This is a genomic window from Rhizobium sp. SRI_017, assembly GCF_057586295.1.
Genome location: NZ_JBYCZP010000008.1, coordinates 110,032 through 123,109 on the forward strand (window position 1 = coordinate 110,032; position 13,078 = coordinate 123,109).

13 protein-coding genes are annotated in these 13,078 nt (G+C 57.9%); 7 read left to right on the plus strand and 6 right to left on the minus strand.

Annotated elements, in window-relative coordinates:
• Positions 1-96: 96 nt before the first annotated feature.
• Positions 97-1,248: an MFS transporter gene (locus tag AC2YI2_RS18505; RefSeq protein ID WP_487387958.1), complete on the plus strand. Its 1,152-nt coding sequence runs from the start codon at positions 97-99 to the stop codon at positions 1,246-1,248.
• Between the two features lie 545 nt (positions 1,249-1,793).
• Here AC2YI2_RS18505 and AC2YI2_RS18510 read toward each other — a convergent pair.
• Complete coding sequence (locus AC2YI2_RS18510) at positions 1,794-2,354, minus strand: cysteine hydrolase family protein (RefSeq protein ID WP_487387959.1); 561 nt, start codon at positions 2,352-2,354, stop codon at positions 1,794-1,796.
• A gap of 110 nt (positions 2,355-2,464) precedes the next feature.
• On the opposite strand from AC2YI2_RS18510, the gene AC2YI2_RS18515 reads away from it, so the two are divergent.
• On the plus strand, positions 2,465-2,908 hold the full coding sequence (locus AC2YI2_RS18515) for an Lrp/AsnC family transcriptional regulator (RefSeq protein WP_487387960.1): 444 nt from the start codon (positions 2,465-2,467) through the stop codon (positions 2,906-2,908).
• Between the two features lie 99 nt (positions 2,909-3,007).
• On the opposite strand, the gene AC2YI2_RS18520 is transcribed toward AC2YI2_RS18515, so the two are convergent.
• A complete protein-coding gene (locus AC2YI2_RS18520) occupies positions 3,008-3,595 on the minus strand; it encodes a TetR/AcrR family transcriptional regulator (RefSeq protein WP_487387961.1) in 588 nt (195 codons plus the stop codon).
• 87 nt (positions 3,596-3,682) lie between these two features.
• Between AC2YI2_RS18520 and AC2YI2_RS18525 the strand changes: the two genes are divergently transcribed.
• Together AC2YI2_RS18525 and AC2YI2_RS18530 are read left to right on the plus strand one after the other, a co-directional pair.
• Positions 3,683-4,720, plus strand: coding sequence for an SDR family oxidoreductase (locus AC2YI2_RS18525; protein WP_487387962.1), 1,038 nt, complete (start codon positions 3,683-3,685; stop codon positions 4,718-4,720).
• Between the two features lie 43 nt (positions 4,721-4,763).
• A complete protein-coding gene (locus tag AC2YI2_RS18530; protein ID WP_487387963.1) occupies positions 4,764-5,153 on the plus strand; it encodes a nuclear transport factor 2 family protein in 390 nt (129 codons plus the stop codon).
• A gap of 361 nt (positions 5,154-5,514) precedes the next feature.
• Here the strand turns inward: AC2YI2_RS18530 and AC2YI2_RS18535 are convergent, their stop codons facing one another.
• Entirely contained in the window at positions 5,515-7,101 is a 1,587-nt protein-coding gene (locus AC2YI2_RS18535) for a calcium-binding protein (protein WP_487387964.1), read from the minus strand.
• Between the two features lie 28 nt (positions 7,102-7,129).
• On the opposite strand from AC2YI2_RS18535, the gene AC2YI2_RS18540 reads away from it, so the two are divergent.
• Complete coding sequence (locus AC2YI2_RS18540) at positions 7,130-8,230, plus strand: sensor histidine kinase (protein ID WP_487387965.1); 1,101 nt, start codon at positions 7,130-7,132, stop codon at positions 8,228-8,230.
• Complete coding sequence (locus tag AC2YI2_RS18545; protein WP_487387966.1) at positions 8,227-9,039, plus strand: LytR/AlgR family response regulator transcription factor; 813 nt, start codon at positions 8,227-8,229, stop codon at positions 9,037-9,039. Before AC2YI2_RS18540 ends, AC2YI2_RS18545 begins: the two co-directional genes overlap by 4 nt.
• Positions 9,040-9,449: 410 nt before the next feature.
• Here AC2YI2_RS18545 and ligD read toward each other — a convergent pair whose 3' ends face one another.
• The 3 genes from ligD to ku (AC2YI2_RS18560) are packed head-to-tail and all read right to left on the minus strand — an operon-like array spanning position 9,450 to position 12,214.
• A complete protein-coding gene (gene ligD, locus AC2YI2_RS18550) occupies positions 9,450-10,493 on the minus strand; it encodes a non-homologous end-joining DNA ligase (RefSeq protein ID WP_487387967.1) in 1,044 nt (347 codons plus the stop codon).
• Entirely contained in the window at positions 10,490-11,302 is an 813-nt protein-coding gene (gene ku / locus AC2YI2_RS18555; protein ID WP_487387968.1) for a non-homologous end joining protein Ku, read from the minus strand. The genes ligD and ku (AC2YI2_RS18555) overlap by 4 nt, the downstream gene beginning before the upstream one ends.
• A 15-nt stretch (positions 11,303-11,317) precedes the next feature.
• Positions 11,318-12,214: a non-homologous end joining protein Ku gene (ku, locus tag AC2YI2_RS18560; protein WP_487387969.1), complete on the minus strand. Its 897-nt coding sequence runs from the start codon at positions 12,212-12,214 to the stop codon at positions 11,318-11,320.
• Between the two features lie 200 nt (positions 12,215-12,414).
• Here ku (AC2YI2_RS18560) and AC2YI2_RS18565 point away from each other — a divergent pair, with 200 nt between their 5' ends.
• Positions 12,415-12,591, plus strand: a complete 177-nt coding sequence (locus AC2YI2_RS18565; protein WP_487387970.1) for a hypothetical protein — start codon at positions 12,415-12,417, stop codon at positions 12,589-12,591.
• The last annotated feature ends 487 nt before the right edge of the window (positions 12,592-13,078 follow it).

Here is a 13,078-nt window from a genome sequence, read left to right on the forward strand (position 1 = left end):
CCCTGACGATTTCTCGACGTATGTTAGCCCTTTGTCGACAGACAGACAAACCCCACGTCGTTAAAGAGCCTAGGGGTGCGAGGAGATAAGAAGAACATGGTTGAGGTGAGAACCGACGTACCCGATTGGCCGGCAATTGCCGTTGTGATCATGAGCGTGACAGCCTTCGCCATCGCTCAAGGACTCACGTTTCCACTCATTGCAATCGTACTGCAAAACAAGGAAGTTTCCGGCAGCCTGATTGGACTGAATTCCGCCGTCTATGCAGTGGGCGCGGCGACGTCGGTGTTCGCAATCGACCGGCTCACCAGCTGGCTCCGTGCGGACCGCTTGATGACTGCGGCTCTGTTCGGCTGCTCCGCGGGTCTCGCTGTCTTTGCACTCACCGACAATCTTCCGCTCTGGTTCGTCGCTCGGTACGTGATCGGGTTTTCCGCCAGCCTGATTTCCATCCTAGGGGGAGCGTGGCTGAACGCGGCTAGCCCTGATCAAATCCGCGGGCGTCTCTCTGGCTTCTACGGAGCAGGAATGTGCGCGGGTTTCGCCATTGGACCTCTTGCCATCCCGCTCGTAGGGACGGAGAACGGTTCAGCCTTCGCTTGCGTCGCCCTCTATGTCGCTCTGATCGGGCTTACAAGTATGAGCCTCATGGGCAAAACGCACACCTTGCCGCAGCGCGCACCGTCCGGGGCACTTCTATTTTTCATCCGGTCCGCCCCGGTGCTCGTTGTCATGGAATTGGCTTTCGGTTTCGCCGATATCGCGGCTATTTCTGGCATGGCTGTCTATTTCGTTCGCGTCGGCCACTCCGAGGCGTTCGCCGCCTACGCTATTACCGTTTTGTCACTACCGACCGCGATCGCACAACCTTTAGTGGGATGGTTGTTAGACAGAGCTTCTCGCAAAGTGGTCGCTTGTGGTTGCGGTCTTGTCGGCGCCGCGTCGTTCTTCGCGATACCTTTCCTTCAGTCTGAAACAGCCATTCTGATTGTCTTCGCTATCATCGGAGCAGCGACGTTTGCACTCAGCACGTGCGCGCTGACGATTTTGGGTGAGCGTTTTCAAGGCGGAATGCTGGTTGCAGGCACCGCGAGCTTTTCATTGGCGTATTCAGCAGGCAGCGTAATGGGCTCGACCGGAACAGGTGTTGTCATGGACGTTCTTGCGCCCGCGGCGGTGCCGATCAGTGTCGCCGTAGGATTGCTTGCGTTCGCCATATTGATGGCTTCTCACGACCTCTCGCGATGATTCGTGACTATATCGCTCGGAGGGCTGCTATCGCTACAGTTTGTCAAGAACGTGCCTTCGAACCGGTAACGGCTGCTTGCGGGCAACGCCGGCAAGGGCCTCTATGTCCTGCAAGAGGGTACGGAGCAACCGTTAGACACAGCCGTGCTTTGTCGGACCTCTGAACTGAAGCGATCCACTCTGCTCACCCTCCACAATTATCGGCAATATGTTTAACACTTGGACGGCCTTGGGCAGCTCCAGCAAATAGTGCTAGTCCTGGTCCCCCGGGAGGTGGTGTATCCGCGTTGCTTGCGCCCCAGCGAACCGCTGCATCGCCTCAACGCTCTCCCATTATCAGATCCATGAACTCGGTGTCCGTCTCGCGATCCTCCCTAAACAGCTCCACGTCAAGGGCAGTCGATTGCAGGGACCTGACGCCCGTGGCTATCAGGTACGTTTGGTATACGTCAGCTGTCTCTCGAGCGGTGCGCCCGCGCCATAGTCGTACGATTAATGCTGCGGCGTGTTTTCGATGTGGCATCTGATCTCTTGTCGACGGATGCCTATAGCGCTGACACGAGCTCAGCTGTGCGTAGCACGGTAGCAAATTCGTGGCGAAGCGTGGCGACGTGCGCGCGATGGATGTCGCGGGCGGCTATTGTGCCTCCGTCACCGTCGGGAAGATCGAAGCAGTCGCAGGCATCCTCTACCAGGATCACCTTATAGCCGGTGTTCGCGCCGACACGGACACTGGTGGAGACGCACATGTCGGTCGAGATGCCAAACAGGACGACGGTACTCGCTCCAAGGCGTCGCAGACGGAGATCGAGGTCGGTGGCGATGAAGGCGGCATTGACGCTCTTCGTTACCAGCGGCTCGCCGACTTGGGGTTCAAAACCCGGGCGGTGCGCATTCCCGGGAGTTGCCGGGCCCAATGTTGAGTTCGGTTCAACGCTGTCATGGCGGACGTGGATGACTTGCCGCCCGGAGGCGCGCCATGCGGCGAGAAGGGCAAGCCCGTTTTCATCGAGCTTGTCGTTCCAGCGTCGCGGCCAGGGGGCAGCGTCAAACGCACGCTGCATGTCGATCGGGATCAGGACGGCATCTTCTGGTATGACAGGCATTGATCTCTCCTTGACGTGATGACCGATGAATAGTTCTCTTCTCGTCCGGCATCGACCAGCATGATGACGGCATACCGGACGATCGTCCGGCGGCTTGGAGAAATTTCCGGATGAATGAGTTGGACACCAAAGACAAGCAATTGCTGGCGGCTCTTCGCGCGGATGCGCGCCGCAGCCTTGTCGAACTTGCGCGGGACACCGGCCTGTCGAGAAGTGCAGTGCATGAACGCGTTCGCCGATTGGAGGCGCGGCAAGTCATCGTCGGCTACACGGTGCGACTGGGCTCCGACGTGGACCGACATGACGTGGAGGCGCTCATTTCGGTCACCTTCCAGCAGGGCCGAAATTGCGACCATATCGTGCCGCATCTGACAGGGATCCCGAGTGTCGTTACTTGTTGGTCAGTTGCAGGCCCGACCGACCTGATCTTGCTCGTCGAATGTACTTCAAATTCCGAACTCGACATCGTCAGACGTCAGATAGCAACGACGCCGGGGATTGCCACGGTCCAGACACATGTCTCGCTTCGCACCCATTTCGACCGCCGGCTATGACGTCGGAGCAAAACTGACAGTGCAAACTTATCAACGCGGACAATCAGGGGAGCAGATCAACGGTAGACTGGAAATCGTCGATGTCGCCCTCGACTACGATCATCGGTCGGGCTTGAGCGCGGACCGGAGAATTCGCATCAAAAGTCCGAGCGCGCTTTCCGCCGATCCATCGGCACTGAAGCTGTGTTTGATGCCATCCATGGCCGCAGCGATGAAGGCGGCAACTTCCATGGGTGAAGACTTCAATGTCTTGAGCTCGATCTCGCCCTGAGCTTCGGCATCTGCTAGAGTTTGCGACAGGAGATGAAGCAGTCTTGATCTGGCAGCGCTTGTTATGTCTGCAGCCAGCTGCATGTTGATTTCGAAGAGTTCCTTAGCGTTCTCGCTCTTGCTGAACGGAGCTATCAGCCCTTCTTGGAACGTCGAGATGGCTGCCGCAATTCGGTCCACCACTTCTCCTTTGCTCAAAAGCACGCTCTCGACATCAGACATCGTCCGTTCATGGGCTCGCGCCGATCCGGCACGGAAGAGCTCTTCCTTGCTATTGAAGACGAGATAGAGCGACGCCCGCGAAATCCCCGCCGCACGCGCAATATCCACCATTGTGGTCTTGTGAAAACCGTACCGGGCAAACACCGGCAGCGCGGCGTCCAGAATTGATGCTGACTTAGGTTCTGCTTTTTCCATTTGGACATATTGACGTTATCTGTCTTAGATGTCAAAGAGACGATTAGACAAATATGGTCTATTTGTCTAATCCGACTGGAGCACCTTATGAGTGAAAAGCAATCAACCCAAAACACCACGGTCCTCGTCACCGGGGTCAGCGGCTTCCTCGGCGGACACGTGGCGCTGCAGCTGTTGCAACAGGGCTATTGTGTACGGGGAACGCTACGGCGGATGAGCTCAGCCCCGGGACTGATGTCGCGCTTCCAGCCGTTCGAAGAAGACGTAAGCTTGGTTGAAACCGATTTGGATCATGACAAGGGATGGGCCGAAGCGGTTTCGGGCTGCGACTACGTCATACACACGGCGTCTCCCTTCCCAAGCGGCGCGGTGCGAGATGAGGCAGGATTGATCCGGACCGCAAGAGAAGGAGCGCTTCGCGTGTTGCGGGCGTCCCACGAAGGCAAGGTTCAGCGGGTCGTCCTTACCTCGTCCATCGCAGCCACCAACCATGGTAGCGGACATGCGCCGTTCAGCGAGAAGGACTGGACGGACGTCCGGAGCAAACGGGCCACGCCCTATTACAAGTCAAAGACCCTGGCCGAACGCGCCGCATGGGCGTTCGCGGAAGAACAAGGCCTGCCTTTGGCGGTGATCAACCCCGGCCTCATCCTTGGCCCATTGATGGCAAATGATATCGGTTCCTCCGTTGGGCTGATCTGGAAGCTGATGAACGGCAAGTTCACAAGACTCCCACGTTACGGCTGCTCGGTCGTCGACGTGCGCGATGTCGCTCTGGCCCATGTTCAGGCAATGATCGAACCCGCCGCCGCTGGACAGAGATTCATCGTAGGAGGCCGAGTGCTCTCGATGAAGGACCTGTCGCTCGCACTGGCAAAGTCCTTTCCGCTATACGAATCGCAGCTACCCACCGCCGAGCTTCCAGATTGGTTCGTCCGGATTCTCGCGTTTGTCGATGCCGATGCTCGAACGATCGTGCATGAGCTCGGACGCGACCTTAGCGTCGACACCTCAAAGGCCAAGAGCATGCTGCAATGGCGTCCACGCTCCGAAGAAGAAACCATCCGGGACTGCGGTCAAAGCTTGATCGACAGGGGATTGGTCGCCCCGCGAAAGGCCATTTGACATTGACCTCTGATCAACATCCATCAACCATTGGAGACCAGAAATGATAAGCGAAGGACAAACCGAAGAAGACAATATCCGTGAGATCGAGCGTAGCCGGCTGCGGGCACTCGTCGCAGCTGACGTAGCCACGGCGCATCCACTTCACGCAGATGATTTCCAATTGATCACACCGATCGGAGTGGCGCTGTCGCGTGAGGAATATCTCGGTGCTATCGCCGCCGGGCAGATCAAATACATGGCATGGGAGCCAGGCGACATCGCGGTCCGTCTTCATCGCTCTGCAGCAGTGATCCGCTACCGAGCCCGACTCGAAGTAGTCTTTGGCGGACATCCTGTGCCATCAGGAGAGTATTGGCACACTGATGCGTACGAGCATCGCGACGGCCGCTGGATGGTCGTATGGTCGCAAGCGACGGCCATCAGTCGATAGTCTATCGAGATACTGCCGACCTTCGCACCGGTGTCTCATCCGCCGGGATGCTCCTCGCGTTCGTCACATCCTTCGGCGAAGTGGGGGATTGCACTCTTCATCATAGGCTCCGGGGGACGCACGGTGCCCCGCCAGATGTGGGGCGGCGTGTGCCAGGCGCTGACCCGACCATCGCGGCCGTCGCAACGCTTCCTATCTGTTCTCGATCGTGTATTTCGCTCCGGTCCAATCGCTGCAGTTCCTGGTCGAGCGGCAAAAGACCCGCTTCTGCGGTTGTAACCAAGGGAGAAGACAGCTTCTCCCGTGGAATGATCGACAAGCCGCCCACCCCACGCTGGTTTTGGATAGCAGTTCCCTGTTCTTACAGTAGGAAGTCACCCTTGGTGAGGGATGCAAGATCATCAAGGTGGATGGCAAAGTCCGCCTTCCCATCGCCAGTCACGTCACCATATATGTAGGTGTCCAATGCCTTGTTCTCGAAGCGCAGTTCGCCGGCGGTCTTTGAGAACGTGTCTGTTCCAATGAACGTGAACGTGTCGTTGTTAAGCCTGCCTACTTTTGCGTCGATTTCTCTTAGATCAATCCGGTCGGCGTTCGAAAAATCGAAAATGGTATCGCGTCCAGCCATCGAGACCCTCGAATCCTTGATCGTTTCCAAAACGAAAATGTCCTTGCCAGCGCCCCCGTAGATGTCGTCGCTGCCAAGACCGCCGATCAATTTGTCATTGTCGTCGCCGCCTTCCAACTGATCCGCGCCGACACCTCCGTCGAGCGTATCGTTACCGCCGCCAGTGCGCAGAGTGTCGTTGCCACCGCCACCGGCGACTTTGTCGCTACCAATGTATCCGACGTAGAGATCATCGGCGCTCGCGAGGTTGATTTCCGGGCCGGAATTTCGGAACTGTGTGAGCCCGGACAGGTCGAAAATGTCAGCGGCTGATGTGCCATTCAGTGCGTTGCCGGCGCGGTCTAACAGTTCCACCCCCGCGGCGGAATCAAGGATTAGCCGATAGCGTGTCGCGGCGTCGTCAAGACGAACGGTGTCGACGCCCTCGCCACCAAGAAATACATCGGTGTCGTTGCCTGCGATGAGGAAGATGTCGTCGCCAGCGCCTCCATCGAAAGTGTCAGCGCCATCGCCGCCCGAGAACATATCATTGCCCCCGCCGCCGTCGAGTTGGTCATCGCCGTTACCGGCATTGACGAAATCCGCCCCGTCATGACCGATGAACTCGTCGTCACCGGTTCCAAGATCAATGGCGGTCGCGCCATGGATGATACTGGCAACACCAGAAAAATCGAACTCGTCGCCATACTGCGTTCCCGAGAGCGCGAAAGCACTCATATCTAGTGTTTCCACGCTGGCCTCGGTGTTCAGAATCAACCGCTGATAGGACACAAAGTCCTCGAGCCGAATAGAGTCGGTTCCCAGGCCACCGCGGAATGTATCCTGAAGATCGTCCAGCACGACAAAAATGTCGTTGCCGGCTCCGCCGTCGAAGTGATCATTACCCCGGCCACCGTGGAGAATGTCGTCGCCGTCACCGCCGTAGAGGTCGTCGCCACCGTCGTCGCCCAGCAGCGTATCATTGCCGCCGCCGCCATAAATGTCATCGTTGCCTCCGCCGCCCCGCAGGGTATCGTTGCCGAACTCGTTTTCCGGGAACGTGTCTTCGGGATAACCATATAGGATATCGGGGCTGCTACTGCCGGTGATACTGTCATTCCCCGGCGTTCCAAAATAGGTGGTCACAATTGCATCCTTCCTCGTTACGTCAACCTGTTCGGACGGCTGCGGGCGTATGGCCGCACCCGCCGTCATCGCGAAACCTTTCGCGGCACGATACGAACGGGGCAAGGCGGTGGCGTCGAACGACAAAATCTGGCCGTCGGGCGGCAGAGATTTTCGATGAACGACTGCGATCGGCTGACGAGCGTGGCTCGACACCGACCCCAGCGACAGAGATTATCCTGACATGACTACGAACGACTCAGTGATCGGCCTATCCGGTTTCCCGAACGCCGCAGTGTCCCGGTCAACCGCTTTCGGACGAGAGGTTGTGATACTGGGACTGGCCTTCGTCGCCATGCTTTTCGTGGTGTCGAGCGTGATTTGGGGCATCGCCGGGATCGATCCGATCGAATCGGCGTTCGGGAAAATGATCGGCATCGGCGGTGACACGATCCTTGCGATATTGATAACGCTTGCTCTGTGGCGCATCAGGGCGTGGAGCCTCGGAAACAAGGCACTGGTGGCCTGTTTGCTATCGTTGGCGGCAGCACCCGCTTCTGGAATGCTGGACTGGGCTATCCAGATCTTTTTCGTTTGGCCGAAGCAGGTACCGTTTAATCCCCAGTATTTTGCGCAGGTCGTCGTCTTTACCACATCCGAGCTCTTCGGATGGTCATGCCTCTACCTCGCACTGCAATACAATTCCCAGATGCGCGAGTCGGAAAGGCGCTTGGCAGCGGTACGCGAGGAGGCTCTATCTGCCCAGATGCGCGCTCTGCAATACCAGATAAACCCGCATTTTCTGTTCAACACGCTCAATTCCGTTGCTGGTTTGATGGAAGAAGGCTCAACCGAACCTGCCCGCGACATGGTGCTGAGGCTTGCGAACTTTCTGCGGAGGACACTTGCGCTTGATCCGATGACGGATGTGCGGTTGGATGAGGAGATTGCGCTTCAGCTCGAATATCTCGGTATTGAGGAAGCGCGCTTCTGCGACAGGATGGATGTGCGGCTGGATGTCGATCCGTCGGTCCATATCGCAAAAGTTCCGGGATTGATCCTCCAGCCTCTGGTCGAGAACGCTGTCAAGCACGGTGTAGCCCGGACACCGGGATCTGCAATTCTCATTATAGGGGCATGTCGGGGCGCTGATCGATCGCTGCGGTTGTGGGTCGAAAACTCCGTACCGCCTGGCGAACCCCCGCCGCTCGATGGAATGGGGATAGGGCTTTCCAATGTTGCCAGCCGACTGACCGCGCGTTACGGCAAGGTCGCAGAATGTGTCTCGGTAGCGACACACACAGGAAGTAGTCGCGTCGAAATACGAATGCCACTTGTTTTATGATGACACAGCAACCCCTCTCCATTCTTGTCGTGGACGATGAACAGATCGCGCGGCGACGCCTTTTGCGCTTGCTGCGAGCGATGGAGGATGTGGTCGTCGTCGGCGAGGCGGGTGATGTAGATTCTGCCGTCGCTGCAGTGCGGACGCTTCGGCCCGACATGTTGCTCCTTGATATACAGATACCAGGCGGTGACGGTTTCGCGGTTATCGATCGACTTGGTTCAGAATCGACGTTGGTCGTATTCGTGACGGCCTTCGATCATCATGCTCTGCGCGCCTTCGAGATGGAGGCCGTGGACTACGTCACAAAGCCTGTGGAGTTCACACGTCTGGCTACGGCGATCCGTCGGGCGCGGGCGGCGGTTTCCGTGCAGGGCCGTGAAGAGCAGATCGCCGATCTCCTGGCGACGGTCGATGCGCTGCGGCACTCGCTGCGCCAAAGTCAAAGCGAAAGCCACTCACGCTCGTTCTGGATAAAAAGTCGCGGGGTCCACCAGCGGGTCGCCATGGAAAGCATTGATTACATCCAAGCTGAGCGAGACTACGTCCGCCTGTTTGCCGGCGGCCAGTCGCATCTGATCTCCGAGAGCATTTCTGTCATGGAAAGTCGCCTTGCGCCGCTGGGCTTTCTGCGGATCCATCGGAGCACGCTGGTACGACATGATACAGTGGCGCAAATGTTGCAAGGCCGATATGGCACATTCACGCTGCGGCTAATAGACGGCACCGAACTGCGTGTTGGGCGAACATATATAAAAGGCCTCCGGGTTGCACTTGGCCTGCCCAAAACTGACCAAGGAAACCTATAGCGGTTGGTGGCTCTTCGATGCCGCATGCGTCATAAGGCCGTCCGAAAACGTCGTTGAAAGGCGAACGAGGTTGGTCGGACTGAAAGAGGATACTGAAGTTAACAAGCTTCTCACCTGCGAACTATGACCATGGTGAAACATAACAGATGCGAGACGAGATCCGCGCCAGTTAGAGTGCGTGGCAGGTAGCTGAGTTTTGGGCGACGACCCTTCCCTCAAAACACTTGGCGCGCGCGACCGGGCAAAGTCGCCTTCGCCAAGACCATAAAACAGGACTGGCCGCAATATGGCTGCCTGACACGCGCAGCATTTGAGACCTGCGTTCCAAAATTGCAGTTGGCCCCACGCGATCGGGACACGCCGGTGTTTCCAATCCTTTCAAGGCGATTAAGCTGGTCAACCTGTTTATTTCAGCTGGCCAGCCGTTCGCTCATGTCGAAAACCGCGGCATTATCCTGAACCTCGCGGAGGCCTTTGTAGGATGCATGGCGCAAACTGCCGTCGTGGGTCCAGCCCCGGAAGTCGATCTCTGCGATCAGTGTCGGCTGGGCGAACACAAGGTTTTTGCCTTTAAGCGGCACGACTGGCTGTTTTGTCTTGAGCTTATCGAGCGTCATGCGCAGGTACTCGGCATCTTTGGTGTTGAACCCGGTTCCGACCGAACCGACATAGACCCAATCATCCCCGTTTCGGCCGGCAAGGAGCAAGCTGCCGATCCCGCTGCGTGCCGACGCCGATTGCTCATAGCCCACCACCATGAAGCTCTCGCTCTGCACACATTTGATCTTCAACCAGTCGCCGGTGCGGCCGGGCCGATAGATGCTGTCGCGATGCTTGGCGATGATACCTTCCAGCCCGATGGCGCAAGCATTTTCCAGGAGCGTGGCACCATCACCGCTGACCTCCTCGGACAGTTGGATCGCCCCTTCGGCGCCATCCATCAGATCCTCAAGAAGGTGCCTTCGCACCGACAGCTCGGTCCCCGTCAGATCATGGCCGTCGAAATAGAGTAAGTCGAAGGCATAGAGGATGGATTCCGTCGATGTCCGCTTGCCGCCGCGTCCGCCCAGTGATCGTTGCAGAGCCCCGAAATCCGACCGCCCCTGCTCGTCGAGCACCACCGCCTCGCCATCCAGAATGGCTGTCCCGACGCTCAGATTCTGGGCTGCGGCTGCGATTGCCGGAAACCGGTGCGTCCAGTCATGGCCGCCGCGCGTGATGATGCGGACCCCCTTCGGCTCGACATGGATCGCCAGCCGATACCCATCCCACTTCACCTCATAGGACCAGTCCGGACCCGCGGGCGCCGTCGTCCTCAAGAGAGCCAGGCATGGCTCGATACGATCAGGCATGGGATCGAACGGGAGGTTAGGCTGGGCGGGATCACGGCGCCGGCGTGGCTGTGATTTGGCGGCGTGTTCGTCCTGGAGAAGCGGTTTTGCACGTCTGCTCATTTATGGGTCCGGTTTTCCGCAGCAACTGACTTGCGCAAGGCATCCATGATGTTGACGACGTTGTTGCGTGGCGGCGAGGATGGGGGAGCCTTTGCCTTGCCGCCCGACGGCTTCTTGAGTGCCTTCTTTTTCGTGTTGATGATGTCGAGCAGCCGGTCCTGCACCGGGTCGGCGACCAGTTTCGGCGTCCAGTCCTGGGTCTGCTTTTTGATCAACTGCTGGATGAGGGGAATCATGTCGGAATCCGCCCTCTCATCGCCAATGCCCTCGAAATAGCTCTCTTCATCCCGGACCTCATCACCATAGCGTAAAGTCCAGAGAACGATACCCTTGCCGCGTGGCTCGAGCATGACGGCCCGCTCGCGACGGGTGATCACCAGCCGGGAGATGCCGACCATGTCCTGGGATGCCATCGCATCTCGAATAACCGAGAAAGCCTCCTGGCCGACCGGATCGTTGGGAGAAAGGTAGTAGGGCGTATCGAGCCAGATCCATTCGATGCTGTCGCGTTGTGTGAACGTCGAGATATCGATCGTCTTGGTGCTGTCCAGCGCGACATTCTCGAGCTCCTCGTCTTCCAGGATGATGTATTCGTCCTCACCGCGCTGGTAGCCTTTGACTTCGTCCTCTTCCTTCACTTCTTTGCCGGTGACGGAATCGACGTAGTGGCTGACGACACGGTTTTGAGTCTCGCGATTGAGGGTATGGAAACGGACCTTCTCGCTCTCGGAGGTCGCCGGCATCATCTGTACCGGGCAGGTGACCAGGGAGAGCTTGAGATAGCCTTTCCAATAAGGACGGACTGCCATGACGACTTCCTCCGATCAGCCGGCCCGGCGCGTGAGCGTCGCGGCAGGCTTGGACTTCGCCACAACCTTTGCAGCTTTCTGGCGAGCAGCTCCCTTGTTGACGTTTGCAGCGGTGGGTTTGGGGTGGGCCTCTTTTGCACCCAGGCCGGCGCTTTCGCGTAGCGCCTGCAGAAGATCGCTGGGTTTCGAGGCCGCCGGTGCCTTCCTCTTCGGCAGCGAACGGCCCTCGATCTTGGCTTTCACCAGTTCGGCAACGGCTGCCTCGTAGCGGTCGTCAAACGTGCTCGCATCAAAGCTGCCCTTCTTGGTGCCGATGATGTGTTCGGCAAGTTCGAGCATCTCGCCCTCGATCTTGAGGTCGGGCATGTCCTCGAACGCTTTTTCCGACGATCGGACCTCGTAGTCGAAGTTGAGCGTGTTGGCGATCAGGCCTTTGCCGTGCGGACGGATGAGGACGGTGCGCATGCGCCGGAACAGAACCGTCCGGGCGATGGCTGCGACCTTTTCGTTTTTCATGCCATCGCGGAGAAGCACGAAGGCATCCGACCCCATCTTGTCGGGCGCCAGATAGTAGGGCTTGTCGAAATAAGTCGTGTCGATCTGCCAGCACGGGATATAGGCCTCGATGTTCAAGGTCTTGTTGCTCTCGGGCACGGCAGCTGCGACTTCATCCGGCTCCAGGACGATGTACTGGCCGTTGTCGATCTCATAGCCCTTGATCTGATCCTCGCGCTCGACGGGTCTGCCGGTCTCGCTATCGACAAACTCACGTTTGACCCGGTTTCCCGTTTTGCGGTTGAGCGTGTTGAAGGCGATCCGCTCCGACGAGGAAGCGGCGGTATAGAGCGCCACCGGACAGGAGACCTCTCCGAACTTCATGAAGCCTTTCCAATTCGCTCTCGGGCTAACCATGATAACGCAACTCCTGACGCAACTCAGGCGATTCAAGCGAATCGCCGGCGAATCGTTCCGAGTCAAAACGAATCATTTTTCAATGACTTAGCTGACAACCGCTGCTCGCATTGCGAGTCACCGATTAGCGGCTTGATTCGCATGCATCTTTTGGACGGCACGCGCGTTTCTGGGCAGAACAACCCCAAGGGAGTCCTGCCATGAGCAAGCGAGAACTGATCGATACTGGCACCGACAAACGCTATGTCCGTCGCGATGAAGACGGCAAGTTCAAGCAAAGCGTCGATGTCCCGCGATCTCTGTCGGCCGATACGCGTCACGATTCCAAGAATGACGTCAAGCCCGGCCAGGGTGATAAAGGCGATCGCAAGCGCTGACCGGTGAAACTCGCCACCTACAAGATAAACAGCATCAACCGCAGCCTCGCCGTGTTGCTGTGCTGCTCGATGAGTTGCATCCAGATGTCGTGTGCGAGCAGGGCAAACGCGTGGGCGACTCCACGCCTATAGCGGCCACGCAGTTGGGCCGGAACTGGAATAGGGCTCCGCGAACGGTTTCCAGTCGCTCCCGCGGTATTCCTCGTGCATGGTGACTGGCCCCGCTCGTAGCGATGATATCAAGGGTCTCCCGAGTCACTAAATGCCGGCGCAGTCGGGCTGGTCGCCGGTACAGTTCAAAGGTGAACGCCCAAAATGCGAAAGTTAGATTTGAGTTCCATGTTCTCAAAGTCTCTTCGTTCCCGATTCGGACTCGTTTCAGGGCGCGATCCAGCTGGCATTTGTCGGCTGCATCCGCAGTCAACGAGCGCTCCGCAAGAGCTGCTGACGGCTCATCCTACGGTAAATTCTATGTGCTAAATCCACT

Bases quoted from the DNA above. Each gene is read 5' to 3' on its own strand.
- AC2YI2_RS18525 (WP_487387962.1), top strand. From the start codon at position 3,683: ATGAGTGAAAAGCAATCAACCCAAAACACCACGGTCCTCGTCACCGGG.
- AC2YI2_RS18545 (WP_487387966.1), top strand. From the start codon at position 8,227: ATGATGACACAGCAACCCCTCTCCATTCTTGTCGTGGACGATGAACAG.
- ku (WP_487387968.1), bottom strand. From the start codon at position 11,302: ATGGCAGTCCGTCCTTATTGGAAAGGCTATCTCAAGCTCTCCCTGGTC.
- AC2YI2_RS18515 (WP_487387960.1), top strand. From the start codon at position 2,465: ATGAATGAGTTGGACACCAAAGACAAGCAATTGCTGGCGGCTCTTCGC.
- AC2YI2_RS18540 (WP_487387965.1), top strand. From the start codon at position 7,130: ATGACTACGAACGACTCAGTGATCGGCCTATCCGGTTTCCCGAACGCC.
- AC2YI2_RS18520 (WP_487387961.1), bottom strand. From the start codon at position 3,595: ATGGAAAAAGCAGAACCTAAGTCAGCATCAATTCTGGACGCCGCGCTG.
- AC2YI2_RS18510 (WP_487387959.1), bottom strand. From the start codon at position 2,354: ATGCCTGTCATACCAGAAGATGCCGTCCTGATCCCGATCGACATGCAG.
- AC2YI2_RS18530 (WP_487387963.1), top strand. From the start codon at position 4,764: ATGATAAGCGAAGGACAAACCGAAGAAGACAATATCCGTGAGATCGAG.
- AC2YI2_RS18505 (WP_487387958.1), top strand. From the start codon at position 97: ATGGTTGAGGTGAGAACCGACGTACCCGATTGGCCGGCAATTGCCGTT.
- ku (WP_487387969.1), bottom strand. From the start codon at position 12,214: ATGGTTAGCCCGAGAGCGAATTGGAAAGGCTTCATGAAGTTCGGAGAG.
- ligD (WP_487387967.1), bottom strand. From the start codon at position 10,493: ATGAGCAGACGTGCAAAACCGCTTCTCCAGGACGAACACGCCGCCAAA.
- AC2YI2_RS18565 (WP_487387970.1), top strand. From the start codon at position 12,415: ATGAGCAAGCGAGAACTGATCGATACTGGCACCGACAAACGCTATGTC.